This is a genomic window from Vibrio sp. VB16 (genome assembly GCF_015594925.2).
Taxonomy (GTDB): Bacteria; Pseudomonadota; Gammaproteobacteria; order Enterobacterales; family Vibrionaceae; genus Vibrio.
This window is the reverse complement of the sequence record NZ_CP087590.1, coordinates 3,267,663-3,293,831: the sequence shown is the minus strand read 5'-3', so window position 1 is coordinate 3,293,831 and position 26,169 is coordinate 3,267,663. Positions and strand designations below refer to the sequence as shown.

General features: G+C 41.4%; 25 protein-coding genes. 23 read left to right on the top strand and 2 right to left on the bottom strand.

The annotated features are described in order from the left end of the window. Positions 1–90 precede the first annotated feature (90 nt). Together galU and IUZ65_RS15000 are read right to left on the bottom strand one after the other, a co-directional pair. Positions 91–966 (bottom strand): UTP--glucose-1-phosphate uridylyltransferase GalU, encoded by an 876-nt coding sequence (gene galU, locus IUZ65_RS15005; protein WP_195704484.1) that lies wholly within the window; start codon positions 964–966, stop codon positions 91–93. 103 nt (positions 967–1,069) lie between these two features. Then, positions 1,070–1,705, bottom strand: coding sequence for a LuxR C-terminal-related transcriptional regulator (locus IUZ65_RS15000; RefSeq protein WP_195704483.1), 636 nt, complete (start codon positions 1,703–1,705; stop codon positions 1,070–1,072). 304 nt (positions 1,706–2,009) lie between these two features. Here IUZ65_RS15000 and IUZ65_RS14995 point away from each other — a divergent pair, with 304 nt between their 5' ends. The 23 genes from IUZ65_RS14995 to rng all read left to right on the top strand — a co-directional run bounded on the left by IUZ65_RS14995 (position 2,010) and on the right by rng (position 26,167). After that, positions 2,010–2,579 carry a single-stranded DNA-binding protein gene (locus tag IUZ65_RS14995; protein WP_195704482.1) on the top strand — a complete coding sequence of 190 codons (570 nt, stop codon included), beginning with the start codon at positions 2,010–2,012 and terminating at the stop codon, positions 2,577–2,579. Between the two features lie 271 nt (positions 2,580–2,850). Next, positions 2,851–4,842 (top strand): RNase E specificity factor CsrD, encoded by a 1,992-nt coding sequence (csrD, locus tag IUZ65_RS14990; protein WP_195704481.1) that lies wholly within the window; start codon positions 2,851–2,853, stop codon positions 4,840–4,842. Positions 4,843–4,860: 18 nt separating this feature from the next. Further along, on the top strand, positions 4,861–6,327 hold the full coding sequence (locus tag IUZ65_RS14985) for an MSHA biogenesis protein MshI (RefSeq protein ID WP_195704480.1): 1,467 nt from the start codon (positions 4,861–4,863) through the stop codon (positions 6,325–6,327). Beyond that, positions 6,327–6,968, top strand: a complete 642-nt coding sequence (locus IUZ65_RS14980) for an MSHA biogenesis protein MshJ (protein WP_195704479.1) — start codon at positions 6,327–6,329, stop codon at positions 6,966–6,968. The genes IUZ65_RS14985 and IUZ65_RS14980 overlap by 1 nt, the downstream gene beginning before the upstream one ends. Further along, positions 6,961–7,296 carry an MSHA biogenesis protein MshK gene (locus IUZ65_RS14975; RefSeq protein WP_231363592.1) on the top strand — a complete coding sequence of 112 codons (336 nt, stop codon included), beginning with the start codon at positions 6,961–6,963 and terminating at the stop codon, positions 7,294–7,296. Before IUZ65_RS14980 ends, IUZ65_RS14975 begins: the two co-directional genes overlap by 8 nt. 21 nt (positions 7,297–7,317) lie before the next feature. Beyond that, entirely contained in the window at positions 7,318–8,958 is a 1,641-nt protein-coding gene (gene mshL / locus IUZ65_RS14970) for a pilus (MSHA type) biogenesis protein MshL (protein ID WP_195704478.1), read from the top strand. 2 nt (positions 8,959–8,960) lie between these two features. Then, positions 8,961–9,806, top strand: coding sequence for an ExeA family protein (locus IUZ65_RS14965; protein WP_195704477.1), 846 nt, complete (start codon positions 8,961–8,963; stop codon positions 9,804–9,806). Then, a complete protein-coding gene (locus tag IUZ65_RS14960; RefSeq protein ID WP_195704476.1) occupies positions 9,803–10,876 on the top strand; it encodes a tetratricopeptide repeat protein in 1,074 nt (357 codons plus the stop codon). The genes IUZ65_RS14965 and IUZ65_RS14960 overlap by 4 nt, the downstream gene beginning before the upstream one ends. After that, entirely contained in the window at positions 10,866–12,593 is a 1,728-nt protein-coding gene (locus tag IUZ65_RS14955) for a GspE/PulE family protein (RefSeq protein WP_195704475.1), read from the top strand. Before IUZ65_RS14960 ends, IUZ65_RS14955 begins: the two co-directional genes overlap by 11 nt. A gap of 46 nt (positions 12,594–12,639) precedes the next feature. Next, positions 12,640–13,872: a type II secretion system F family protein gene (locus IUZ65_RS14950; protein WP_195704474.1), complete on the top strand. Its 1,233-nt coding sequence runs from the start codon at positions 12,640–12,642 to the stop codon at positions 13,870–13,872. A 107-nt stretch (positions 13,873–13,979) separates the two neighbouring features. Next, positions 13,980–14,333, top strand: a complete 354-nt coding sequence (locus tag IUZ65_RS14945; protein ID WP_195704473.1) for a hypothetical protein — start codon at positions 13,980–13,982, stop codon at positions 14,331–14,333. Between the two features lie 35 nt (positions 14,334–14,368). Then, positions 14,369–14,953 (top strand): prepilin-type N-terminal cleavage/methylation domain-containing protein, encoded by a 585-nt coding sequence (locus tag IUZ65_RS14940; RefSeq protein WP_443083717.1) that lies wholly within the window; start codon positions 14,369–14,371, stop codon positions 14,951–14,953. Between the two features lie 152 nt (positions 14,954–15,105). After that, entirely contained in the window at positions 15,106–15,594 is a 489-nt protein-coding gene (locus IUZ65_RS14935; protein ID WP_195704472.1) for a prepilin-type N-terminal cleavage/methylation domain-containing protein, read from the top strand. 110 nt (positions 15,595–15,704) lie between these two features. Beyond that, positions 15,705–16,163 (top strand): prepilin-type N-terminal cleavage/methylation domain-containing protein, encoded by a 459-nt coding sequence (locus IUZ65_RS14930; RefSeq protein ID WP_195704471.1) that lies wholly within the window; start codon positions 15,705–15,707, stop codon positions 16,161–16,163. Then, entirely contained in the window at positions 16,153–16,761 is a 609-nt protein-coding gene (locus tag IUZ65_RS14925) for a type IV pilus modification PilV family protein (protein ID WP_195704470.1), read from the top strand. Before IUZ65_RS14930 ends, IUZ65_RS14925 begins: the two co-directional genes overlap by 11 nt. After that, positions 16,761–17,525: a PilW family protein gene (locus IUZ65_RS14920; protein ID WP_195704469.1), complete on the top strand. Its 765-nt coding sequence runs from the start codon at positions 16,761–16,763 to the stop codon at positions 17,523–17,525. Before IUZ65_RS14925 ends, IUZ65_RS14920 begins: the two co-directional genes overlap by 1 nt. Further along, complete coding sequence (locus IUZ65_RS14915) at positions 17,515–17,985, top strand: hypothetical protein (RefSeq protein WP_195704468.1); 471 nt, start codon at positions 17,515–17,517, stop codon at positions 17,983–17,985. The genes IUZ65_RS14920 and IUZ65_RS14915 overlap by 11 nt, the downstream gene beginning before the upstream one ends. After that, positions 17,985–21,467, top strand: a complete 3,483-nt coding sequence (locus tag IUZ65_RS14910) for a DUF6701 domain-containing protein (protein ID WP_195704467.1) — start codon at positions 17,985–17,987, stop codon at positions 21,465–21,467. The genes IUZ65_RS14915 and IUZ65_RS14910 overlap by 1 nt, the downstream gene beginning before the upstream one ends. A 149-nt stretch (positions 21,468–21,616) precedes the next feature. Then, entirely contained in the window at positions 21,617–22,660 is a 1,044-nt protein-coding gene (locus tag IUZ65_RS14905) for a rod shape-determining protein (protein WP_195704466.1), read from the top strand. A gap of 33 nt (positions 22,661–22,693) precedes the next feature. Then, a complete protein-coding gene (gene mreC, locus IUZ65_RS14900; protein WP_195704465.1) occupies positions 22,694–23,599 on the top strand; it encodes a rod shape-determining protein MreC in 906 nt (301 codons plus the stop codon). Then, the gene (gene mreD / locus IUZ65_RS14895; protein ID WP_195704464.1) at positions 23,589–24,077 is read left to right on the top strand and encodes a rod shape-determining protein MreD; all 489 of its coding nucleotides are present in this window, start codon (positions 23,589–23,591) and stop codon (positions 24,075–24,077) included. The genes mreC and mreD overlap by 11 nt, the downstream gene beginning before the upstream one ends. 44 nt (positions 24,078–24,121) lie before the next feature. Next, positions 24,122–24,679 (top strand): Maf family protein, encoded by a 558-nt coding sequence (locus tag IUZ65_RS14890; protein ID WP_195704463.1) that lies wholly within the window; start codon positions 24,122–24,124, stop codon positions 24,677–24,679. An 18-nt stretch (positions 24,680–24,697) separates the two neighbouring features. Continuing rightward, complete coding sequence (rng, locus tag IUZ65_RS14885; RefSeq protein ID WP_195704462.1) at positions 24,698–26,167, top strand: ribonuclease G; 1,470 nt, start codon at positions 24,698–24,700, stop codon at positions 26,165–26,167. Positions 26,168–26,169: the final 2 nt, after the last annotated feature.

Sequence of the window (26,169 nt, the reverse complement as noted above, 5' to 3'; positions counted from 1 at the left end):
TGCAAGAAATACTGTATAAAAAAACAGTTAATGTCTTACGCACAAAAAGTGCTGCGGAATAGCAGCGCTTTTGCAATAAGAAAAGAGTGTTTACATGTTTTTTTCAGTGGTTCGCTTATCCAACTCAACCTTTTGTTCATCTTTTTTGTAAAGGTTTTGATAGCAATAGTTAGTCGCTTCTATGTAGCCTTCAACGCTGCCACAGTCAAAGCGGCGACCTTTGAATTTATAGGCCAATACACAACCTGACTTAGCCTGTTGTAAAAGGGCATCGGTGATCTGAATCTCACCGCCTTTGCCGGGCTCTGTATTTTCAATGATGTCGAAGATGTCAGGGGTCAGAATATAGCGGCCAATAATAGCTAGGTTACTTGGTTCCGTTCCTGGTTCAGGTTTTTCGACCATATCATCAACACGATAAATATCGTCTTTAATCATTTCTCCAGAGATAACACCATATTTGTGAATATCTTCTTTTGGTACTTCTTGTACAGCAACAATGGAGCAACGAAACTGCTTATAAAGCGCAACCATTTGAGTGAGTACACCATTGCCTTCTTCGTTCACACATAAGTCATCGGCTAGTACAACCGCAAAAGGAGCATCGCCAATCAGCTCTTTACCAGTAAGAATAGCATGACCTAAGCCTTTCATTTCTCGCTGTCGTATATAGGTAAAATGAGCAGAATCCATAATTCTACGAATATCATCAAGCAACTCTTCTTTATTGGTACCGTTAATTTGATGTTCCAGCTCATAATTTTTATCGAAGTGATCGATAAGCGTATTCTTTCCACGACCAGTGACAACGCACATACCAGTGAGGCCAGCTTCAATCGCCTCATCGACACCGTATTCGATGAGTGGTTTGTTTACGACAGGCATCATCTCTTTAGGCATGGACTTCGTTGCTGGGAGAAAGCGGGTGCCATAGCCAGCAGCCGGAAATAGACATTTTTTGATCATAGATAAATCCTATACAGAACGATTCTTAATTATTATCGTTGGTAGAATATCACAGCGATATGAAAAATCTGTATATTTGGTTCAAACAACTAAAAACTTTAGATCACGGTAAATATTTGTGAGCCCATGCGATTGCTTGAGTCCTCTTGGATACGCTTATTTTTTTGAAAATTTTATACAGGTGAGACTTAACAGTATGCTCACTGACAAAAAGCTCGTCGGCTAGTTTACTATTTGATAACCCGAGGCGAAGGCGTTCTAATACTTGTACCTCTCTTTGGGTTAAATCAATGCTATAGGGTTCGCTAAAGCGAAGAATCAGCGATTGGTAATACTCGATCAATTGATAGGATATATTTTCGGGAAGTGAACTTTTGCCCTTAAGTAACCCATTTATGCTGTCGAAGACCTCATCGTCAGTAATGTTCACATAGAAATATCCTCTTAATCGACCCAGTTTGACCAGTTCTGAAGTTGCGATCTTCTTAGGGGCATCATAAATCACAGTAAAACAGTATTTGTTGTTTTCGGTCAATGTCTCTAATTGCTTATAAATGTCTATCGCGGTTTTGAAATCAATGAAATATAAAAAAATGCCATCTAGATAAATAGCGCCTTCGATTGCTGATGCTGATATTTCGTTATAGTCGCTGTAGTGGTTGTTTTTTAACAATTTGTTGAGTCGGGTTGAATAGTAAGAATCATTTTCAATGTGTACGACATTTATTTTATCCTTCATCGTACTTCCCTCTGCAATTGGAAATCTTCTTCTACCTTAGCTTGATGGAATTTAAATTGTCATTGAGTATCTCAATGAATTAAATAAATCTGCGTATCATATTGATTTTTAAAGATGAAAGTAACTTGTTTGTTTCATCAACTTGAGTGGGCGCTCGGAAAATAATCAGAAGTTTATATGTGTAGATAGTTCTTTAATTCATACTAAGTTCTGGCTTTGAGAGACAAGAAAGGTTGAGACTATCAAAGTTCATGGTATTCTTGTCGCCTTATATTTTTAATAAAACATGTATACGGAGCAGATCATGGCGAGCCGTGGAATTAATAAGGTTATTTTGGTTGGCAACTTAGGTGGCGATCCAGAAGTTCGATATATGCCAAGCGGCGGTGCAGTGGCGAATATTACTATTGCTACTTCAGAAAGCTGGCGTGACAAGGCGACTGGAGAGCAGCGCGAAAAAACGGAATGGCACAAAGTTGCTTTATTCGGAAAATTGGCAGAAGTTGCAGGCGAGTATCTACGTAAAGGCTCTCAGGTTTATATTGAAGGTCAATTGCAGACTCGTAAATGGCAAGACCAAAGCGGTCAAGATCGTTATACAACAGAAGTGGTAGTCCAAGGCTTCAATGGTGTAATGCAGATGCTTGGTGGTCGCCAAGGTCAAGGTGGTGCTCCAGCATCAGGAGGCCAAGGGCAACAATCTCAACAAGGAGGGTGGGGGCAACCTCAGCAACCTGTTCAGCAAGCACAAGCACCGCAACAACAAGCGGCACCTCAACGTGCGCCTCAGCAAGCACCTCAACAAGCGCCTCAGCAGGCACAACCGCAATATAATGAACCACCTATGGACTTTGATGACGATATTCCGTTCTAACGAATATCAAAATGGATGTTCCAATTTGAGCCCGTTTTAGCGGGCTTTTTAATGCTAAAATCAAAGCGCTATCCCTTTTGGACACCTTAAGTCTTAGGGAAATGGATAAAACTCGTTACTGACTTTTTTATGAATTGAGAGCTAGATTCGAATTATTACGTATTCATGCATTCACATATCGTACAGAAAGGTTCATATTTACAAGAAGTAAGTAGACTTAAAAGTGTAAACTGGATTCTGGGATAAAATAGTTAAAAGGATTTTGCTATTCATGCGTTACACCCCAACTCTTAAATTGAGTACAAGATTGACCGCTTTTGTCACCATTATCGTTATAGGTGCAATGTTTATTTTGTTTGTTGGTGGAACACTCACATTTCGAAGTATCGGCCAAGAATATCTCAATCAACAAGTCGATGGCATCGTATCCGTTATCGATAAATCACTCGTTGAAGATAAAAATATACAGAATATACAAGGTTGGATACCTCTACTTTCCCAAGCAAGTAATATCATAGAATTAGAGCTATTATCTTCTCAAGAACGGGTCTACCACTACGTCAACAATTCTACTCAAATTGATACATCTCGTCTGTACGAAAAAAGTTATTCTTTAGAAAGAAATGACGGATTCTCTATCAATATAAAAGTTCTGTCGCCCTATCTAGAACAGAGCCATTCTTTTAGTGCTTTGTCGTCGGTATCTTTGGCTATTGCTCTTGTTTTATTTTGCCTTTTTCAGGGTGTTAATTGGCTGAAAAAGCAGCTTAGAGGTTCTGAATTATTAGAAGAAAGAGGAAGAATGATCTTGGCTGGCAGGGTTACTCAGTCTGCGAAAGGTGATCAGAAAGAATGGCCGTATACAGCAAGTGAAGCTCTTGATGTGCTCATTGATGAGCTTCAGGATGCACGGCAAGAACGAAGTCGATTCGATACTTTCATCCGAACTCACACCTTTTTGGATCAATTGACGGGTGCCGCAAATAGAGTGTTGTTTGATTCTAAATTGGAATCTGCATTGCAAGAAAGTGGTGCGACAGGGGCGATCGTTCTTTTTAGGATTTACGACTGGGACAGCTTAACTGAAGGGGTGGATAAACAACGATGTGATGAGTTCATCGTTGAAGTTGGTAGCGTAATTTCAAATATTGTTCAGCGTTTTCCTGACGTCGTATTTGCACGATATTTTGAATCAGAGTTTGCCGTTTTAATTCCTCATCAAAATGGTAAAGACATTTCGGTTCTGGCTAACCAATGCGTGCGTCAATTAGAGAAAGTATCACTAATTGATTCGATGGATAGTGATAATTGGTGTCATATTGGGATCACCATGTATTCAGAAGGGGAGCGACGAGGCCATATCCTAAGTGAAGTAGAAACAGCATTGAAGAGCGCTGAACTACAAAGCAGTAACAATTGGAGTCGTTTTCATAAGAAGGAAGTTACTGGCGATTCGCGAGGAACAGTGAGATGGCGTACATTATTTGATAAGTCCTTTTCGAATGAACGAGTGCTTATCTTTGAACAACCTTGTTATTTAATAAACCGTTCTTCATATAAAATTAAGTTGTTGCACAATGAGTTGTTTGCAAGGATAGATGACGAAGGCGTTGGTATATTAAAAGCCTCGAGATTTATGTCCGCTATTGAGCAAGTGGGCTATGAATCTCATATGGATCAATTGGTTGTCAAAACGATTCTCACATTTATTAAAACAACCACTCTTGGGACATGTTATTCTATAAACTTGAACGTTCTACCATTTAAAGATCGAATGAATTTCAGATGGTTAAGGGACGAACTGCTACAATTAACGGCAGAAACAAGAAGTAAATTAAGCTTTGAATTTGTCGAAGGGCAGATAGTCAATAATTTGGATTATATGCGGCCTGTTGTTCGAATGATTTCAGGGTTAGGTTGTGAGGTTATAATAGGGCAGGCTGGGCGAACAATAACCAGTACGCATTACATTAAAGACCTAGATATCGACTATCTAAAACTGCATAGAAGTCTTGTTAAGAAAATAGAACAAAGACAAGAAAATCAACTATTTATTCGTAGCTTAATTGGCGCTTGTGAAGGAACGAAAACACAAGTCATCGCTGTTGGTGTCGAGCGTGGAAAAGAATGGAATTGTTTGGTTGAATTAGGCGTTGATGGTGGCCAAGGAAGGATGTTCCAAGCCGAAAATCAGATTATCCCTAGACCTGAAGCTCCCAAGGTACAGGTTGGCGGTAGAAATCGCTGGCGTAAGAAGTTTTAAGGAAAATGTGTAAACTATATGAATGTTCGTTCACTATTTAGTAAGTTAACTTCTTCATCTAATAATAAAGATCAACTTAGAATCGTCATTCAAGTTGATGCTATTTATATCAGGTCTTCTGATAAGGCGAGTGAAGAGACGTTACTGTTTCCAATTGAGTCTAGTTGGGATGCCGCACTGAAAGTTGCGCTTAGTTCTTTTACCAGTAATAAGTATTCGGCAACGGTCGTTTTTAGCTCTAATTATTATCAACTTTATCAAATAGATAAGCCAGAGCTTCCTAAAGACGAATGGTCGGTTGCATTGCCGTTTCTATTGAAAGATCTGGTAAATGAAAGAGTGACGGATATAGTAGCCGATGCCTATTTGTTGCCGGATGGTCGACGTGCACAGGCTTATGTTCTGAGTAAAAAATACCTAACACCACTTATTGGTATATTGGATAATGCGAATATTGCTTTATCTCGGATTGTTCCAGAAGATGAAGTTTGGGGGCATGTACAAAGTGATATAAATAATTTCATGCTGCTTTATCGCGGAATGAAAGACAGCTATAAAATAAGTGCTTTTGTAGAAACGAAAAATAGATTTCAAAGAGTCATTCGAGGTGTTGTACCACCACTGACTGGTGTGGCTTCAAGCGAATTACAACTCGATAGTATTGCTCTTGAATTGCAAAGATCAATCGATTATTTGTCATCTCAGTTGCGTGATGCGGCTTTCAATCATCTATTGGTACTTTGTGATGAAGACAATACTGAAGAGTTAGTTAGCGCTTTATCTGAACGGTTAAGTACTCAAGTTTCTGCGTTGAATATGACTGACCAATTGTCATGTGGTCAGGTATTATGCAATACACTTCCACTGATTCCTGATGATGGCATAAATCTATACCCTGCTCACCTTAAGCCCAAAAAAGAACGGTTTACTTTAAAGAGCGTTTTTTCGTCATGGCTTCTTCTCTCGTTAGTTATGGGAGGATATTACGGCTATATGAACTATGAAATCGCTGGGATAGATCAAGAGTTGACGGTAAAGACAAGGAACAAAGAACGATTAGCGGATGAGTTTGAAACGCTTAGCTATCAAGCCGCGAATCATAAACCTAACCCAGCGAAGCTTAAAGCGATTGATAGGTTAACCGTCGATATTGATGCGAAAAAAGCGACGCTTAAAGCGATTAATCAATTTGATGACTCTCTGAAAGAAGGGTATTCCGGTGTCATGGCGTCACTGTCTGAATTGGGCCGAGATGATATCTCGATATCTCATATCGAATTGAATGAGAAAATACTTAATCTTAAAGGAGTAGCAAGGACGCCAAGTAGTGTTCCTAAATGGGTTAAGCAATTTAAAACGGAACTTAACTTGGTAGGAAGAACCTTTGAAAGTCTGAATATCGGCCGAAACGAAGAGGACATCGTTACGTTTGAACTGGTGACTCAAGTTGAATCAAAAAATTCTCTTTCTGTAGGAGAAGAATAATGCAGAGATGGAATCAGCTGTCAGAAAAGTTTGCACTATTATCTCAGCGAGAAAAATGGTTAATTTCAGGTGGCGGTTTAGTCGCGCTATTTTTTATCCTACTCACTCTATTAATCGATCCTATTCAAAATCTAAGTACAGCAAAGAAAAAGCAAAGCAAGGCTGAATCAATACAGATTACTAAATTTGAAACAGAAATAGCTGGGCTTAAAGAGCAATTACTCACTGATCCTAATGTCGAATTGGATATACAATTAATACGGTTATCTGATGAAAGTCAGGATCTTTCATTTGAATTGGCTGAATTTGTAGGTGGATTGCTCTCACCGTCTGATATGGCTGAAGTACTCGAAACAGTGCTAGATAATAGTGTGACGCTAAAACTTATCTCGCTTCAGTCTCTTCCCGCAGAGGCGATTTTATCGGACGCCAACGAACATGCTGGCTATTTTATACATCCCGTTAGGTTAGAATTGACTGGAAAGTATTTTGATATTAAAGCCTATCTTGCAACATTAGAGTCGATGAAGGTGAGATATTTTTGGCGCAGTTTTGAGTATGAAGTTGATGCATACCCTAAAGCAAAATTGGTGCTGGTGGTATACACCTTAGGAACAAGACAGGAGTTCATTGGTGGTTAATTGTCGAATGATTTTGGTGGGATTGTGCCTGATTTTTGTTGCATTGAAAACGATGGCAGCTCAAGACCCAACAGCCCCTCTAAATTGGATCGCACCTAAGACGGCTGTTAGCAAAAAAGTAAAAAAAACATATCCGGTGCCTACCCTGCAAAGTATTGTGTGCAGAGAGGAATCGAATTGCTATGCGGTACTGGATGATAAGTTAGCCAATGTGGATGATCTCATTAGTGGTTACAAAGTAAAAAAGATCACACAGAAAGAAGTAACAGTAGTGCGAGGAAATGTTGTGCATCATTTGGCTCTGTTTAAATTAGATATAAAGAATTAAAACTAAGGTTTGATACTTATTATGCGTAAAGTTGTCGTTGGAATTTTAATTGCGTCATTGGTGGGATGTTCAATGGGGCACCGGGATCCTGTTGAAATAAAGCAAGAACTTAATGAAGCTGCAAATAATGCAAATAATCGAAGTCTTGATGAGTTGCCAGCTTCGGTTCAAGCAGATTTGATGCCGGAACTCGATAATAATACAGGCGTCGCTTTCACCTCTTTAAAACGATTCAGAGTTCAGGCTGATGGTGTTGAGGCCAAAACATTTTTTGCCAGCATCATTAATGGTACGGAATATAGCGCTGTGATTCATCCTAATGTTTCTGGTCGAATGACGGTTAATTTATCAGACGTAACCTTAGATGAGGTACTTAATGTTGCAAGAGATATGTACGGTTATGACATCATTAAAACAGGGAAAATCATACAGGTTTACCCTGCCGGGATGCGTACAGAAACCCTACCTGTTGATTATCTGCAACTAAAAAGGAATGGCCGCTCATTAACCAGTATTACGACCAGTACCGTCTCTACAGAAGATGATGACGATAATAGCGATAGTAATTCTAATTCGAACTCGTCAAATTCGAACAGCTCATCGAATTCCAATTCCAATTCCAATTCTAGCTCAAGCAGTAATACCGGCGGAACAACCATTGAAACCACAAGTGAAAGTGACTTTTGGTCTCAGCTTCAAAGCACCGTAGAGAGCCTAATTGGCTCTGAAGACGGAAGAAGTGTGACCGTAAACCCGCAAGCCGGCGTCTTAACAGTTAGAGCTCAACCTAGTGAAATTCGGGATATTAAGCAGTTTTTGAGTATCTCTCACGAGAGATTGCAACGACAAGTCATTTTAGAAGCCAAGATATTAGAAGTGACACTCAGCGATGGTTACCAACAAGGTATCAACTGGTCAAATATTGGTGCGTCTATAGGCAGCGGTTCAGTTGATATTGCCAGAACGGCTGTTTCCACCATATTACCGGGACAAGATACGATAGGCGAACTTCTAGGTGGCCAAACCAATGTCACTATTTCGGATGGAAATTTTGAGGCGGTGTTGAGTTTCATGTCAACGCAGGGCGATCTTAACGTGCTTTCGAGCCCGCGCGTAACAGCAGCTAACAACCAGAAGGCCGTAATCAAAGTTGGAGTAGACGAGTACTTTGTAACTGGGGTCACAATAGATTATATCGAAGTCGGAGATACAAGTACCCCAACAACGGAGTATGAGTTAACGCCATTTTTCTCAGGGATATCTCTAGATGTGACACCTCAGATCGACGGAAAAGGAAACGTTATGTTGCATGTTCATCCTGCCGTCATTGATGTAGAAGAGAAAACCTATGAATTTCTTAACGATGCCCCGATGGCACGCTCATCGATTAGAGAGTCCGACTCAATCATCAGAGCGCGCGACGGTGATGTTGTCGTGATAGGTGGTTTGATGAAATCGAATACCTTCGACAGGGTATCAAAAGTGCCGTTGTTAGGCGATATTCCTGGGTTAGGTCACTTGTTTAGAAATACATCTGAATATACCGAAAAAACAGAGCTAGTTATTTTACTGAAACCAACCGTTGTTGGTGTACATACATGGCAGCAGGAAGTAGAACGTTCTCGTGATCTTTTGCAGGAGTGGTTTCCCGACTCGGAGTAATCATGTACCAAACCTTTTTTGGCTTTGAAAAAACGCCATTTGGATTGACTCCAATGACCGAGCTATTTCAAGGGCTAGCGCCGCACTATGAAGCACTCCAGACCGTTATATCTGCGGTGAAAATGGGTGAAGGTGTGATAAAGGTTACAGGCGAGGTAGGGACTGGAAAAACCATGGTTTGCCGTATGTTAATAAATCAGCTCCCGAATAATGTTGGGCTGGTTTACCTACCCAACCCAGTACTTTCAGGAGATGGTCTACGCTCTGCGATTGCGAAAGAGTTAGGTATTAGTCATGTCGAACCGGGTCAGATGGTTGATGCGATTCAAGACAAGTTGTTGGAACTCTCTTTACATGGAAAGCAGGTAATCACTTTGATCGATGAAGCTCAGGCATTGAGTGATGAAGCTTTAGAGACGCTGCGTTTGTTTGGTAACTTAGAAACGGAAGATAAAAAGCTCTTACAGATCGTTTTGTTTGGTCAGCCAGAATTGGATGAGCGTTTGGAAGCGAATCATATGCGACAGTTCAGACAACGAATTACTTTTAGTGCCAAGTTACGTCCACTGACAATTTCTGAGGCATGTGCTTACATACAGTATCGAATAGAGATGAGTGGTGGAGATAAACTACTCTTCTCTTTAAATCAGAAAAAAGCGATATGGAAAGCAAGCAAAGGTATACCTAGACTGATCAATCAGATTTGCCATAAAAGTTTAATTTTAGCGTTTGGAAATCAAGAAAAAATAATAAAAAACCAATTTATATACGACGCAATTCAAGATACCTATGATGCGCTCAAACCAAAATACAAAACGCCGATATTATGGGGTTGGAGACAGACATGAGTGTGATTAATAACGCCCTAGCCGACATCGCAAACAAAGATGTCGACAAAGTATCAAAGCTAGTGAGAGCAGAAATTACGGCAGTGAAAGGTGCGAGTAATTTGGCTTGGGCGGTCGGTGGGTTTACTTTAAGCCTATGTATTGGTGGTTGGGCCGTTTCGCAACAGATGACAACAATTAGCACACCAATAGCAGAACCATTATCTATACCGACACAAGATGCTCAATTAATCCAGCCAACGATAGTGACCTCGGTGAACTCTTCGCCAACGTCAAAGGTAATAGAGAATGCAAACATCAGTGTCTATGTCGAGTCAACAGCGACAGAAGCAACCTATGTCGCCCCACCAGTCTTAATCGCGCAGGTATCGACGCCGGCAAAGCAAAAAGATACCTCGGTTAAGCAATCCGTGACACCGGTTGAAAAAGAGAGCGCTATGGGCGCAGGTACCATGGCGGTTGAACAAGTAGAACTGACCCCACTGCAGTTGGCTAATTATGCGATTGAAAGAGGAAAAAAAGAGCTTGATAGTAATAATTTAGATGGCGCTATCACCGAATTCGAAACCGCATTGAGGTATCAGTCATCGGATGAAGAGACACGTAAGCGGCTAGCTGCACTCTATTATGGAAAGAAAAATCTACGCAAGTCGGCCGAGTTATTACAACATGGAATTAGACTAAATGAAGACAGCCAGATACTTCGTATTGCTCTATCTAAGATCTTAGTAAAGGAAAACCAACCTGAAGCTGCACTGAGTCCATTAATCTATTTACCGTACAATGTGGATACCGATTACCTTGCAATGCGTGCAGCGCTTGCTCAGCAAATTAAAAATTCAGCTGTCGCATTTGAAACCTATCAAATGTTAGTAGAAAAAGAACCAGATAATGCGAGGTGGTGGTTAGGGTTAGCCATTCAGCAAGAAAGGAAAATGATGTACCCAGAGGCGAAAGAGTCGTATCTAGAAGCAACGGAAAGAGTGGGTGTCTCAAAACAGACTCAGTCATTTATACGAGATCGCCTCAATATTCTCAATAGTCTAGAGGACGCGTCTGGTGCAAATTAAACTCAGAAAAAGACTCGGTGACCTGTTGGTAGAAGAGGGCATTGTCACAGAGCAGGCGGTAGAACAGGCTCTACTTGCTCAAAAGAAGACGGGCAGGAAACTTGGCGATACGCTTATTCAACTGGGTTTCTTAACCGAAACACAGATGCTGGAATTTCTTTCTCAACAACTGCTGTTACCTGTTATCGATCTCAGCCGTGCTGATATCGATATAGATGCGGTTCAATTATTACCAGAGGTACATGCTCGTCGACTTCGTGCTCTCGTTATTGGAAAAAATGGAGATACATTACGAGTTGCAATGAGTGATCCGGCTGATTTGCCTGCGCAAGAGTCACTTTTAACAAGGCTTTCTCAGTATACGTTAGAGTTTGTTATTTCATTGGAACATCAACTCGTTGATGGCTTTGATCGCTATTATCGCCGAACCAAAGAGATCGCCTCATTTGCTGAACAGTTGCAGGCAGAGCATCAAACGACGGATTCGTTTGATTTTGGTCTGACCGAAGGTGCTGATAGTGATGAGGTAACGGTTGTTAAGCTGATCAACTCGCTGTTTGAAGACGCGGTACAGGTAGGAGCCTCTGATATTCATATCGAACCGGATTCGAATGTGTTGCGTTTGAGGCAGCGAATCGACGGTATCTTGCATGAAACGTTATTGAATGAAGTTAATATCGCCTCAGCATTGGTCCTTCGATTAAAACTGATGGCAAACTTAGATATATCGGAAAAAAGGCTGCCCCAAGATGGTCGATTTAATATTCGCTCTAAAGGCCATTCCATTGATATACGTATGTCTACTATGCCCGTTCAACATGGTGAGTCGGTTGTCATGCGTCTTTTGGATCAAACAACAGGGGTTAGGAAGTTAGAAGAATCAGGATTACCAAAAGACCTTCTCGAAAGGTTTAGGCATCAGCTTAAGCGTCCACACGGCATGATATTGGTCACTGGCCCAACAGGATCTGGGAAAACAACGACACTATATGGTGCACTGTCAGAATTAAACGACGCGTCTAAAAAGATAATCACGGCTGAAGACCCCGTTGAATATCGATTGCCAAGGGTGAATCAGGTTCAAGTTAATCCTAAAATCAATCTAGATTTTTCAACCGTTCTGCGGACATTTTTACGCCAAGATCCCGATATTATTCTTGTGGGTGAGATGCGAGATCAAGAGACGGTTGAAATCGGGTTACGTGCTGCATTAACCGGTCACCTAGTTTTGAGTACTTTGCATACGAATGACGCTGTGGATAGCGCTCTTAGGATGATAGATATGGGCGCGCCTGGTTATCTTGTCGCAAGTTCCGTAAGAGCGGTGCTCGCTCAACGATTAATTAGAAAGATCTGCCCTGATTGTAGTACGAAGGCAGAGCTAGATACCGCACAGAAAATCTGGATTGAAAGCCGTTTCCCTAACCAGTCACACGCTTCCTTCTCGAAAGGACGTGGATGTCAAAACTGTAATTTGACGGGCTACAAAGGTCGTATTGGTGTATTTGAGCTGTTAGAGTTTGGAGAAGATATGATGGATGCCCTCCGTGCGGATGACACCGTTGGATTTGCAAAAAAAGCAAGAAAAGCACCCGGGTATAAGCCTTTGCTTGCTTCTGCAATGGAGTTGGCTCTACAAGGTGTGGTGAGTGTGGATGAAGTATTAGGTCTTGGTGAAGGTGACGCTTCCGGCAATAAAGAACCTATCTATTTATAATCACGAAAGGTCAACAGAGCCTAATATGCGGAGTCAGAAATAACCCATGCCAAATTTTCGATATCAGGGACGAAGTACAGATGGCAAGCAAGTGGTTGGGGATGTAGAAGCCCCCACTGAAGAGCTGGCTGCCGACGCCTTGATGAATCGAGGTGTCATTCCTACCTCTATTACTATTGGTAGTTCGTCTGGTGGCGGAATCGCCAATTTTGATCTTGCTAAACTGTTCACACCATCGATTCCGTTAGAAGTGCTGGTTATATTTTGTCGTCAAATGTATAGCCTGACTAAAGCTGGCGTTCCATTGCTACGATCTATCAATGGATTGGCCTCTAATACAGACAATAAACAGCTTAAAAAGGCGTTAGAAGACGTAGTATCCGAACTGACTAACGGGCGAAATCTCTCGGCGTCAATGGGAATGCATAGCAACGTATTTAGCTCTCTGTTTGTTTCTATGATTAGCGTGGGCGAAAATACAGGGCGATTGGATGAGGTATTACTTCAGTTAAGTAATTACTATGAACAAGAATTGGAGACGAGAAAGCGAATAAAAAGTGCAATGCGGTATCCTACTTTCGTCATCGTCTTTGTTACGCTTGCGCTCGGTATCTTGAACTACTTCGTCATCCCTCAGTTTGCCAGTATGTTTAGTCGATTTGGTGTCGACCTGCCATTACCGACACGAATATTAATTGGCACGTCCAATTTTGTCGTCTCATATTGGGGAGCAATTATTGCTGGTATATTTGGCGCCTTATTTGCATTTAAAACATGGACATCAAGCCCTAGCGGCAGAGAGAAGTGGGATGGTTTTAGATTAAAAATGCCCATAGTAGGTAGCATTGTCACTCGAGCTCAAATGGCGAGGTTTTCACGAACATTTGCTCTCATGTTGAAATCAGGCGTGCCACTGAACCAATCTATTGCGCTATCAGCAGAAGCGATGGGAAATCGATTTCTTGAATTACGGCTATTGGCAATGAAAAGTTCGATAGAAGCAGGGGGTACGGTCTCAAATACCGCCATCAAAAGTGGTATTTTTACCCCATTAGTTATTCAAATGATTTCCGTAGGTGAAGAGACGGGACGTATTGATGAGCTATTATTAGAAGTGGCCGATTTTTATGATCGAGAAGTTGATTATGATCTCAAAACATTAACCGCGAGAATTGAACCTATATTGTTAGTGTTTGTCGCTGGTATTGTATTGATCTTAGCGTTGGGGATATTCCTACCAATGTGGGGGATGTTGGATGCGATACAGGGAAAAGGATAGCCATTGTGAATCCGTTGGTGTCACCTCGATTTGCAGTATGGTTATTATTGATATCCATATTGACGCTATCGGTTCTATCTATAGGAAATAAACTACAGGTTACAACGATGGAAACCGCCTATGCGGTCGCTGCAAAAAGAATGCTTAATAAAGCGAATTTCTACAAAGAGAACTGGTTGATTCAAAAACGGCCAGAAACGATGATAGTGGATAAAAAAGAAATTCAATTTAATTCAGAAGGTTGGCCTTTACCGATAAAAGAAGGCGTCATTGATTGTGGTTATTGGCTTTTGTTGTTAAATGAAGGTAAAAAGGTGTTTGGGCATCCTCTAGACAGCATAAAAAGTAATAATATTAAAAATGACTATATTTGTAGTTATAGTTATACAGGACACGATGTTATAATATTGAAAATTATAGATAAAAAATTATCTATTAATATTGATACATCAATTAAATGAATTAGTTGGCGCAAAATTAACCAAGTACATAAATCATGCAGATAGAATGCGCTCCAGAAAAAAAGGTAGAAGACAGTATGAAAAAACAGACTGGTTTTTCTTTAGTTGAATTAGTCATTGTCATTGTTGTGGTCGGATTATTAGCCGTAGCGGCATTGCCAAAGTTTTTGGACATCACTGACGAAGCAAAAAAAGCAAGTATTGAAGGGGTTGCAGGCGGATTTGCAACGGCGGTGCTTTCTGCTCGAGCCCAATGGGAAGCAGAATCTAGGCCGCAGGTTAATAGTGTTAATGTTGTCGATTACGACGGCGTCGACTTTATTCTTACCGACTCATCGAATAACAGTGGCTTTCGCGACGGTTATCCACTTGCTGTTTCAAGTACGGCGAACTCGGGTGCGACAGGTGCAACCAACGCGATTTGTTTAGAGTTGATGGAAAACCTGCTTCAAAACCCACCAACCGTGGTTGAAAATGATACCTCGGATGCGGATGCAAGGTACTCTGCTGCGGCAAGCAACAGTGGCACCTGCACTTATACACAGTTGGAAGGCTCGACTAATCATAATTTTGAGTACGACATCACGACAGGTCGTGTATTGGTGAACCTAACCAACTAACCGTTAACATGGCGATGTTTACTTTAAATGTCGCTATTGATAAGTATTGTTGCTTGGCTATTACCTATAGTGACAGCAATGTAGACATTCATTAGTAAATTCAAGTGTTCAGTTGTTCTGAGCTTGTACATTTCATTTAAAGAGAGTGAGTTATGAAGAGACAAGGTGGTTTTACCCTAATCGAATTGGTTGTGGTCATTGTTATTCTGGGTATTCTGGCTGTTACAGCGGCACCGAGATTTTTGAATTTGCAAGAAGATGCACGTGTTTCAGCTATTCAAGGTCTATCCGGTGCAATTAATGGCGCTGGTGGTATCGTATTTGGTAAGTCCGCGATTGATGGTATCGAGTCGCTAGCAAAAGGTGCTACGGGAGCTTCCATTACAGAGGGGTCAACTACAATTAACACTGTATTTGGTTATCCAACAGCTGCTGATTTACCTGACGCAGTCACTGGGTTGGACAACGAGACAGATTGGGATGGGTTTGTGAAAAAAAATGGCAAAGCTTATAGAGCGACATTTGCTTCTGACGCGATTAAAAAATATGCTGATATTACCAAGTGTTATGTTGAGTATATAGAGCCAACTGAAAGTGGCAATACGCCGACAGTAAATGTCAACGTGGACGACTGTAAGTAGTTTAATGATGTAATTTAGTTACCATTATAATAATAAGGTCAGTAAACGATGCTGGCCTTATTGTTAACAGCATATTTTATACTTAGCATTGACCTTCGAGTGTGGTATCTATGAAGTCGACCTCAGACAGTCACAATGGCTTTACCCTTGTCGAATTAGTCGTTGTTATTCTCCTTCTTAGCATACTTTCCGTTTATGCGGCTAGCCGCTATATCGGCGTCTCCAGTTTTTCTCCTTACGCCGCTCAAGAACAAGCCATATCGATCATACGCCAGATCCAGCTTGGCCGTATGCAATCCAATATTGATGCTTCCGACTCCCTTTCATCAGAATATCGTTTATCCATCACAAGTGATTGTTTAGGTTCCTTAGCCAGTTGCAGTTCGACCGATGATACTCGTAGCAATAATCTAGTATTACCTGAAGAGGTAACCTTTGATCCGGCTATGACGGTAGACTTTGACCTGTTAGGCGAACCGACACCAAGTAATGTAAGAATTAATATAAAAAGCCCTACGGAAGCGGTTGGTGTTTGTATTAGTAGCGTAGGGTATGTTTATGGCTGTTAATCGTTTCTCTAGAAAATCGGCTGGATTTACGTTGATAGAGAGCATTGTCGCTATCGTTATTATTGGTATTGCGATGGTGACGATGACTTCATTTCTATTCCCACAGATACAAGACTCTGCTCGCTCACATTACGAAGTCCGTGCCTCTGCGTTGGCCAACAGCTTAACAACAGAGATTTTGGCCCGAGGGTATGATCATAATAGTGACCCTGACGGTGGTTTTATTCGTTGCGGTGAAAATGATTCGAACGGAGCACTTGTTCTTTGTTCGACGACTTTAGGTCCAGATGCGGGTACGACTGAATTCGATGCCTCTGGCACGGTTCGTAAGCCAGAAAATTTTAACGATGTAGACGATTATATTGGATGTTGGTACACCAATGAGGCCAGTAAAGCGAATTGTACAGAGAGTGAAGTCGGCAGCTTAAGCGATGTTTTAGGTAATTCTATTCTTGCTGAGTACCCAAATTTCGCCGCTAATGTGACCGTTGATAAGGTGAGTGTTGGTGGCTCTAGCCAATTTAAGAAAGTGAGAGTAGAGATTGTGGCGGGCAGTTATGGTTCGTACGATTTTGTTGCTCATAGAGGGAACTATTAATGAGAGTTAACGGTTTTACTCTAATTGAAATGGTGATGACTATCATTATTATGGGCATCATCTTTATTGGTGCCGGTTCAGTAATAGAAATGGGGTCCAGAGGCTATGCGGATAGCATTGATAGGCAGAGAATTCAAAATCAGGCTCGATTTGTAATAGAAAAAATGACGAGGGAAATTCGTCATGCTGTACCCAATAGTTTTAATGTCGTGAACGATTCACAAGGTGATAAGTGTTTAACCTTTTATCCTATCAACAATGCCGGTTTTTATTCACGAAATGAGGTCGATCGAACGCTTCAGTTCGTTGTTGATAATCAAGGAAAACGCATAAGCGGAGCGAGTGGGGATCGGCTTACGATTAACCCGAGTCAACCCGATGATCTTAATGATAATAGTCGTTCACTCTCTTTAGTTGGGTGTCGTGATACCAATGTTACAAGCTGTATTGAGGTCGTCCTAAGCGCAGGGGTCTATGCGTATCAGGTAAATGACAATTTCGATAGCCACTCGATAGCCAATCGTTACTATACCTATTCTAATCAGGTGTCCTATTGTATTGCTAGCACTGGAGTTATTACAAAAAGCGTTGGTTCAGGCAGTAAAAATACGGTGGGTGATGGACTGCGTTTTTCAGATAGCCAGTTTCATTACACGGAGCCGACCCTTCAGAGGGGGGGCTTAGTACACATGGATCTATTATTTGATAACAATGGTGAAAAGAGTTCTTATAAACATGATGTGCAGGTGTTAAATGTTCCTTAAACAGAGGTTCGGTGCTAAGCCGAAAAGGCAGCATGGTAATATGATCATTATGGCGGTGTTTATTGTCGTCGTGATGAGCTTGCTCGCCTCCAATTTAATGCGCATAAAATGGTCGAATCAGGATACGTTAACAAGAGAAAGCCTGGGTACCCAAGCTTGGTTTTTAGCAAATTCGGCTAGTGAATGGGCGCTAACACGGCTATACCCAATTGGGGGGGATGGCAGCCTTTCAGAGCTTGTAACCAATTGTAGTTCCATTAGTGGTAACACGAGTGCAAGGGATGACTTAGCGAAAGGACTGCCTTGTTCCACGCCACAGGTAACCTGTACGGCACCAGAATTATCTCTGCCCGATGATCTTAAGTATTTTCGCGTAACGACCGTGGCTATTTGCAGTTCTGGCTCTATTTTTCAAGTACAGCGTGAGCAAGAAGTTTGGTTAAAGGCATTAGGGGAGTAATGATGAGATTGATATTGTCTTTAGCTAAAGCATTTCTATTCACATTGCTCTTAATCAGTAATGCGTATGCGGCTAAGCCCATTAAAAAAAATTCGCCGCCGCTTGATCAGCAGTGCAATGTGTCTAGCGGGAAAGATTTTTCCCTTGCTTTTACTATCGAAAATGCAAATTTAACGGAAACGGTATGGGTGACAAAAAAAGGAGGCGGAGCAGGATCCAAAATTTTTCTCCCTTTGTGGACAAATGATAGTGATGTTCATAACCATGATCCATTACCTGTAATCATCGATCAACTAACTGAAGTGAATGGTAATTATGATATCCAACTTTTCTATACGGCCGACCCTAATAATAATAAGAAAGGGTTAATAGATTACTACTTATATAGAACCGACCTTTCAGTAGATGGATGGTATTACATAAGTTCAGGAGAAGCCGATTTAACCGACTTTAAAAGTGCGCAAATTACGGTGGGTGGAAGTGACCTTATTGACTATAACTGTTACGAAGACGGCGATGTTCCTGATTTTCCGGCCCCCTCGTTTCCTGAGAGTTGTAATGTGTTTCCTGCTCAGTTGCAAACGTGGGTGGGGAACGCAGGTGCAAACTTATTTGATGCGAATAACTCGAGTAGTGTGAAATTTCCTGAGCCAAGTGGTGCGATCCCACAAGTTGGCTTTAAACAAGAATCTATTGGTTGGAATGCTTCTATTACGGGGTGTAATTCTCAAGGTTGTATTGGGAATGAACGTTACATAGTTCAAGCACTAAATTTGGGTGGTTTAGATGACTACCCCATCCCAACTAAGGCTGCCTATGAAGATCTTTCACTTTGGAATACTACGGCAACATATTCACAGAGAGAGGCATTTGGGAAAGTTGTTATCGGGCAAACTGACATGACGTTAACGACAGGAGAGTATTGGTTTGACAGCCTTGAACTGAATAATCAGAGTCAACTCATTGTTCCAACTGGCGAAAACGTCATATTACATACTAAAACATTAATTATGTCAGGGCTCTCAATAATTGGATCCAGCTCCGGTGGGCGATTGCTCATTTATGTACATGACTCAGAATTTAGCTACCCTAATCCTAGTCGTGATTTTGTTGATATTACGGGAAATGCTGCAGTATATGCCGATATTTATAGCGAGAAATATGTCGCGTTGAATAGGTCTGTTATCTATGGTTCGTTGACTGCAGTAAAGCTTGCAATGACTAGCGGAGCAACTATATATGGCGAATTGGCGGAAGGGTGTGGGATTGAACCACCGAACAACTATACTTTAGTAATGACACCAATAAGTGGCTATTCGCTAATTTGTGAAAACCAGGTTTTAGAATTTCAAGTAAAAGATCTAGCTGGTGATGTAAACGACTATTCAGGGCTAATTCACGTAAAAGCCGAGGCCGGGGTACTTTCTACTACTTCATCCGGTTCGGGTACGTCAGAAGGGACGTTTAATATTGAAAATGGAGAACTGTCCCTTTATTTGAGAAAAAATAGCCTAGGGACAGTTGAAGTTAATGCTTACTTAGTCGACTACCCTAACGATGCAACTGCAAAAGGGGATTTTGAATTCGTTCCATTTAAGTTTGCTGCTGATGACCAAAATGTGGTCGCAGGAAAGGTACAATCTTTAGATATTAGAGTGTTGGCCTGTTCTGGGGAAGGGGCTTCCACAGTCACTAGTTATAATGAAAAAGATGTACCTTATAGTTATTCACTCCTTTCTCCTATCTCCGGTACGTTAGGTAAACTAACACTAATTACACCTACTAACTTAACAAACCAGATAGACTTTGAAGATGGTATTGCTTCTATCGATATTACTTATGATGAATCGGGTATCGCCAAATTAAAATTAACGGATTCAAATTTTGATTGTACTGGTATTGTTGGGTGCCCAATCGAAGGAAGTGGAGTATTAAGCGGTTCATTTGAAATTCGCGCGAGACCTTGGACCTTTGCGATCTGTGATGAAAATAGCTCAGCTATGAATGGAACTTCCAGCAGCGGGATCCCTTACACGGCGGCTGGTGAACTTTTTGCTCTTAGAGTGATCCCTATCATTTATATGGATATACCGGGAACGCCCGATCCAGAATCTAAATGTAACACAGACATTACAACCAATTTTTTTGCCAGTGATGCAGAACCTGCTACTGTTTTTCTTAGAGCAGAAAAACAAACGCCTTCCAGTGGAGTGATAGGTACCGGTTCAGCGATAATCGTTAAAGATGATGCTGGGACCATTATCAGCTCTGGCGAACGTAAAGTTCATTCTGCAAATAGCGGGACTACAGAAAGTCCATTTTATCTCTTCAATAATCTTTATTGGAATGAGGTCGGTAGCTTAATGATGTCGGCCGATATTGATGACATAAGTAATAATAGTTCAAATCAGTATTTAGATATGACCATCGATACAGGAACTAGAGAAATTGGTCGTTTTTACCCTCACCACTTAACCATCATTGAAGACAGCGACACTCTGTGGGATTACGCCGATGAGCATAATGATTTTGCGTATATGGGGCAGAATATAGGACATAGTTTCATTGTCCAAGCTGAAAGCAGCCAAGATGACAGCGATGGGAATGCGTTAATTACCACTAACTACGGTCTATTTACTGACAATAATATTGTTACGGTGATTTATAAAGCCACAGCCAACATCCCAAATGATAATGGAAGTGATAATTGGGAGAACATTGAATCTACTCGTATATTACCAATAGATCTTAAATGGACACCTTCAAGTTGGGGGGATAATACGGGCCAAATAGAGGTTGGGATAAGTGATTTTAATATGGTCAAAAATGGTTCTACTTTGGATGGGCCATTCACTAGTGGTAATGCCAATTTTGGATTAGTTTCTGATCTGATTGATAGCGTAAACTTCGAAACGTTAGATTTTGATGCCTATATTACCAGTGCGCTATCGGGCAAGCGTTTTTCAGAGCAACCAGATTTTAGATATGGACGAATGCTGTTAAGTGATGTCGGTGGTAACCAAGGCACGACGATATCGATACCTTTAAAAGTAGAATATTGGGATGGTGATCAATTTGTCACCAACAGCGATGATAATGGAAGTGCTTTGAATAGCGATGAATATTGCAGTCTGGCTATTTGGTCTGAGATAGGAAGCAACAGCAATGTATCGTTAGAGCTAAACACAACGCCGTCAACAAATGAAAGCGCGGTCTCTGAGGGGCAATATGCTAAATTAATTGCAAAGCAGGGAACCAGTCGTCGTGAGCAGTTTAAAATATGGTTGCGTCAAGGTAGTAAGAAAACCTCGGACAGTGATGCGAGTTGCAGTAGCAACTATGTTGACCAACCTTGGTTACAATATTTCTGGAATGGTCCCGCCGAAGCGGAGGAAGATCCATCAACGATCGTCACATTTGGTATTTATCGAGGAAATGACCGAGTCATCTTCAGAGGCGAAAACCGATTTACAGGCCAATAAAGGGTAGAAAAATCGGGGTTTTGTCAGAAGGTTGTAAGAAAAAGCGATATTAACCCCATGTTTGTGTAGCAATGCCTTGCTGTAATGGCCGCGCATTGGTACATTTAGTGCAATTTTGTCTTCTAATATTATGCAAATGAGCGAAGAATATGTTTAAGAAACTTCGTGGTATGTTTTCAAATGACCTATCAATTGATCTAGGTACCGCAAACACTCTAATTTATGTTAAAGGACAAGGTATTGTTCTTGATGAACCATCAGTAGTTGCTATTAGCCAAAAACGTGCTGGAACAGCGAAAAGCGTTGCGGCAGTAGGACACGAAGCAAAGCAGATGCTTGGCCGTACTCCGGGCTCGATTTCTGCTATTCGTCCTATGAAAGATGGTGTAATTGCTGATTTTTATGTAACCGAGAAAATGTTACAGCACTTTATCAAGCAAGTGCATGATAATAGTTTCTTAAAGCCGAGCCCTCGAGTGCTGGTCTGTGTACCTTGTGGTTCAACGCAAGTCGAGCGTCGTGCTATTAAAGAGTCCGCACATGGTGCAGGTGCTCGTGAAGTGTATCTGATTGATGAACCAATGGCAGCCGCGATTGGTGCTGGGCTCCGGGTATCAGAACCAACAGGTTCTATGGTCATCGATATTGGTGGCGGAACAACGGAAGTTGCTGTTATCTCTTTGAATGATGTTGTTTACTCTTCATCTGTTCGTATTGGTGGTGACCGCTTTGATGAGTCGATCATCAATTACGTGCGTCGTAATTACGGCAGTTTGATTGGTGAAGCAACGGCAGAAAAGATTAAGCACGGTATCGGTTCAGCTTACCCTGGCGATGACGTAGCTGAAATTGAAGTCCGTGGCCGTAACCTCGCTGAAGGTGTACCTCGTAGCTTCACGCTTAATTCAAACGAGATTTTAGAAGCGTTGCAAGAGCCATTAACAGGGATTGTTTCTGCTGTTATGGTTGCTCTTGAGCAGTGTCCACCAGAGTTGGCCGCTGATATCTCTGAAAATGGCATGGTGTTAACAGGTGGTGGTGCGTTATTGAAAGATATCGACCGCCTCTTGATGGAAGAGACAGGCATACCCGTTGTTATTGCTGAAGACCCACTTACTTGTGTTGCTCGTGGTGGAGGTAAAGCATTAGAAATGATTGATATGCATGGAGGCGATCTCTTCAGTGAAGAGTAATTCCATTTATCCAGTACGAGTGGGTGAAATGGAATGAAACCAATTTTCGGCAGAGGACCTTCTCTGCAGTTGCGCCTATTTTTCGCAATATCACTATCAGCTAGCTTAATGCTGGCTGATAGTCGTCTTGACGCTTTTTCAAGTGTTCGTTATATCCTCAATAGTGTTGTTGCACCTATCCAATACGCCGCAAATTTACCTCGAACTATGTTCGATGGGTTATATGAGCGACTAAATTCTCGTCAAGAACTTATCGTAAGTAATTCTTCATTAAAAAGAGAAGTGTTGCTGCTGAAAAGTGATTTGAGTTTATTAAAACAGTACCAAGAAGAAAATAAACGTCTACGTGAGCTATTAGGCTCGCCATTTATTCGTGATGAAAAGAAGGTCGTTACAGAGGTAATGGCTGTTGATTCTTCACCTTATCGGCATCAAGTCGTGATCGATAAAGGTCATACAGATGGTGTATATGTTGGGCAACCAGTTATAAATGAAAATGGTATCGTCGGTCAGGTAACCTTTGTTGCCGCGCATAATTCTAGAGTACTTCTTCTTGTCGATTCAAATAATTCGATTCCTGTTCAAGTCGTTCGCAATGATCTGAGAGTCATCGCTGCTGGTAGTGGTGATATTGAGTCGATTCAACTAGAACATATTTCACTTAGTACCGATATTCAAGTTGGTGACCTATTAGTGACCTCTGGGCTTGGCGGATTATACCCAGAAGGGTACCCGGTTGGATATGTATCTAAGGTCGACAATGACAATAGCCGCCAGTTCGCTCAAATTGAGGCGAACCCGGTTGTAGAGTTTGACCGATTAAGATATTTGTTGCTCATTTGGCCGAATGAAAATAGGCAGCAACAAGCTATTTCGTCCGATGGTGAAATTGAGTCAGAAGAGAGCCAAGAGCCAAGTGGAGACTCGAATGGCGAATAGCATCTTTCGTGGAAGATTAGTCGTTTGGGCGACATTTTTGATCGCTCTAATATTACAAACCATTCCTTGGCCTGGTGGCCTAGATCTTTTCAGACCATCTTGGTTACTTCTCGTTACTTGTTATTGGGTGCTTGCTCTCCCGCATAGAGTCAATGTAGGTACTGGGTTTGTTCTAGGTTTAACTTGGGATCTGTTACTTGGTTCAACCTTAGGTATTCGTGGCATTGTGATGTCATTTACTGTATTTTTGGTCGCCGCAAATTTCTTGGTGATTCGAAATATGGCCCTTTGGCAACAAGCAATATTTATTGGCGCGATAAGTGTTTTAGCAAAGCTATGGGAGTTTGGAGGGGAATTTCTTATCCAAGATGTTGTTTTTAATCCTATGTCACTATGGGCGGGATTAATTAACTGTATCCTTTGGCCTTGGCTATTTATGTTACTAAGAAGAGTCCGTCGCCATTGGCATATTAGATAATGACGACGGATAGTTAAAACAATAAATATTGATAGGCAATTAAGATGGATCTCTATTTGGCATCGGGTTCTCCGCGAAGAAAAGAGCTTTTGCAACAAGCCGGCTATCGTTTTAGCATCGTTAAGCCGGACGTAGTTGAATGCAAGGGAGTAGACGAATCTCCCTCTGACTATGTGTTGAGACTTGCTTATGAGAAATCCGTAAAAGGGTTCGCGATGGCCAACTCAAATGCGACAGTATTGGGTTCGGATACGGTCGTGGTATTACAAGATAAAGTACTGGAAAAACCGGTTGATTTTCAAGACTCCAGAAGAATGTTACAAGCGTTATCTGGACAGCGACATCAAGTTCTAACAGCGATTAGCATAATCAATAAAGATAAATTTTTGTCTAAATTGGTGACAACAGACGTATGGTTTAAGCCTCTGAATGAAGACGAAATAAGCCAGTATTGGCAATCAGGCGAACCGTGCGATAAAGCTGGTAGTTATGGTATACAAGGTTTAGGTGGGCGATTTGTCTCACGTATTGAAGGAAGCTACTACGCAGTAGTAGGTTTGCCTCTATTTGAAACCGATCAGCTCTTGCAAGAATTTTTATAAGCTTAATGAGGTACTCTCATGAGTGCAGAGTTGTTGATAAACGTTACCCCAAGTGAAACAAGGGTAGCAATGATTGAAGGTGGTATCCTTCAAGAAGTCCATATCGAGCGAGAAGCACGCCGTGGAATCGTTGGAAATATCTATAAAGGTCGTGTATCTCGGGTTTTACCGGGAATGCAGGCTGCTTTTGTGGATATCGGTTTAGAAAAAGCCGCTTTTTTACATGCCTCCGATATTGTTCCTCATACGGAATGTGTCGCTGAAAATGAGAAGAAGCAGTTTCAAGTTCGAGATATTTCAGAGTTGGTTCGTCAAGGGCAAGATATTGTGGTTCAGGTTGTCAAGGACCCTCTAGGTACCAAAGGTGCTAGGCTTACGACTGACATTACCCTTCCTTCTCGATATCTTGTCTTTATGCCTGGCGCAAGCCATGTTGGGGTTTCTCAGCGAATTGATAGCGAAGAAGAAAGAGATCGTCTAAAAAGAACCGTTGCAGAATATTGCGATGAAGATGGCGGTTTTATCATTCGAACAGCCGCGGAAGGTGCCGACGAAAAAGAACTTGCTCAGGATGCTATTTTTCTAAAGCGACTTTGGAAGAAAGTGGGTGAAAGAAGAGCAAAATATAAAACTAGATCTACGTTATATGGTGAGTTAGGTTTGGCTCAGCGTATTTTACGTGATTTTGTAGGCACAGAATTAGCTAGAATCCAGGTCGACTCTAGATTGGTATTTGAAACGCTAAAAGAGTTCACTTCTGAGTTTGTTCCCGAACTTACGGTCAAGTTAGAACTTTATGAAGGTGACAAACCCATTTTCGATATGTTCGATGCAGAGAATGAGATTCAACGTTCTTTAGACCGTAAAGTGGAGTTAAAATCTGGTGGCTACCTGATCATTGATCAAACGGAAGCCATGACTACCGTCGACATTAATACCGGTGCATTTGTTGGTCGTAGAAACCTTGAAGAAACCATATTCAATACTAATATTGAAGCAACGCAAGCCATTGCCCGTCAATTAAGGTTAAGAAACTTAGGTGGTATTATCATTATCGATTTTATCGATATGATGGCTGAGGATCACCGAGCTAGAGTTGCGACGTCGCTAGAACAAGCGCTGGCCGTTGATAGAGTGAAAACAAATATTAATGGCTTCACCAGCTTGGGACTGGTTGAAATGACCAGAAAGCGAACCAGAGAAAGCATTGAACATGTCCTTTGTTCCAAATGTCCTACGTGTGAAGGCCGTGGCTCAGTAAAAACCGTAGAGACAGTATGTTATGAAGTATTACGTGAAATAACACGTGTTAACCGCGCATATGAAGCAGATAAGTTCGTGGTTTATGCATCACCGGCAGTGGCGGAAACGCTAGAAGGTGAAGAGTCACATGCTCTAGCTGAACTGGAAGTCTTTATTGGTAAACAGGTCAAAATTCAGGTTGAACATCTTTATATTCAGGAACAGTTCGACGTCGTTATGATGTAATG

Coding starts and splice junctions, on each gene's coding strand:
- galU (WP_195704484.1), bottom strand. CDS start 966: ATGATCAAAAAATGTCTATTTCCGGCTGCTGGCTATGGCACCCGCTTT.
- IUZ65_RS15000 (WP_195704483.1), bottom strand. CDS start 1,705: ATGAAGGATAAAATAAATGTCGTACACATTGAAAATGATTCTTACTAT.
- IUZ65_RS14995 (WP_195704482.1), top strand. CDS start 2,010: ATGGCGAGCCGTGGAATTAATAAGGTTATTTTGGTTGGCAACTTAGGT.
- csrD (WP_195704481.1), top strand. CDS start 2,851: ATGCGTTACACCCCAACTCTTAAATTGAGTACAAGATTGACCGCTTTT.
- IUZ65_RS14985 (WP_195704480.1), top strand. CDS start 4,861: ATGAATGTTCGTTCACTATTTAGTAAGTTAACTTCTTCATCTAATAAT.
- IUZ65_RS14980 (WP_195704479.1), top strand. CDS start 6,327: ATGCAGAGATGGAATCAGCTGTCAGAAAAGTTTGCACTATTATCTCAG.
- mshL (WP_195704478.1), top strand. CDS start 7,318: ATGCGTAAAGTTGTCGTTGGAATTTTAATTGCGTCATTGGTGGGATGT.
- IUZ65_RS14965 (WP_195704477.1), top strand. CDS start 8,961: ATGTACCAAACCTTTTTTGGCTTTGAAAAAACGCCATTTGGATTGACT.
- IUZ65_RS14960 (WP_195704476.1), top strand. CDS start 9,803: ATGAGTGTGATTAATAACGCCCTAGCCGACATCGCAAACAAAGATGTC.
- IUZ65_RS14950 (WP_195704474.1), top strand. CDS start 12,640: ATGCCAAATTTTCGATATCAGGGACGAAGTACAGATGGCAAGCAAGTG.
- IUZ65_RS14945 (WP_195704473.1), top strand. CDS start 13,980: ATGGAAACCGCCTATGCGGTCGCTGCAAAAAGAATGCTTAATAAAGCG.
- IUZ65_RS14940 (WP_443083717.1), top strand. CDS start 14,369: ATGCAGATAGAATGCGCTCCAGAAAAAAAGGTAGAAGACAGTATGAAA.
- IUZ65_RS14935 (WP_195704472.1), top strand. CDS start 15,106: ATGAAGAGACAAGGTGGTTTTACCCTAATCGAATTGGTTGTGGTCATT.
- IUZ65_RS14930 (WP_195704471.1), top strand. CDS start 15,705: ATGAAGTCGACCTCAGACAGTCACAATGGCTTTACCCTTGTCGAATTA.
- IUZ65_RS14925 (WP_195704470.1), top strand. CDS start 16,153: ATGGCTGTTAATCGTTTCTCTAGAAAATCGGCTGGATTTACGTTGATA.
- IUZ65_RS14920 (WP_195704469.1), top strand. CDS start 16,761: ATGAGAGTTAACGGTTTTACTCTAATTGAAATGGTGATGACTATCATT.
- IUZ65_RS14915 (WP_195704468.1), top strand. CDS start 17,515: ATGTTCCTTAAACAGAGGTTCGGTGCTAAGCCGAAAAGGCAGCATGGT.
- IUZ65_RS14910 (WP_195704467.1), top strand. CDS start 17,985: ATGATGAGATTGATATTGTCTTTAGCTAAAGCATTTCTATTCACATTG.
- IUZ65_RS14905 (WP_195704466.1), top strand. CDS start 21,617: ATGTTTAAGAAACTTCGTGGTATGTTTTCAAATGACCTATCAATTGAT.
- mreC (WP_195704465.1), top strand. CDS start 22,694: ATGAAACCAATTTTCGGCAGAGGACCTTCTCTGCAGTTGCGCCTATTT.
- mreD (WP_195704464.1), top strand. CDS start 23,589: ATGGCGAATAGCATCTTTCGTGGAAGATTAGTCGTTTGGGCGACATTT.
- IUZ65_RS14890 (WP_195704463.1), top strand. CDS start 24,122: ATGGATCTCTATTTGGCATCGGGTTCTCCGCGAAGAAAAGAGCTTTTG.
- rng (WP_195704462.1), top strand. CDS start 24,698: ATGAGTGCAGAGTTGTTGATAAACGTTACCCCAAGTGAAACAAGGGTA.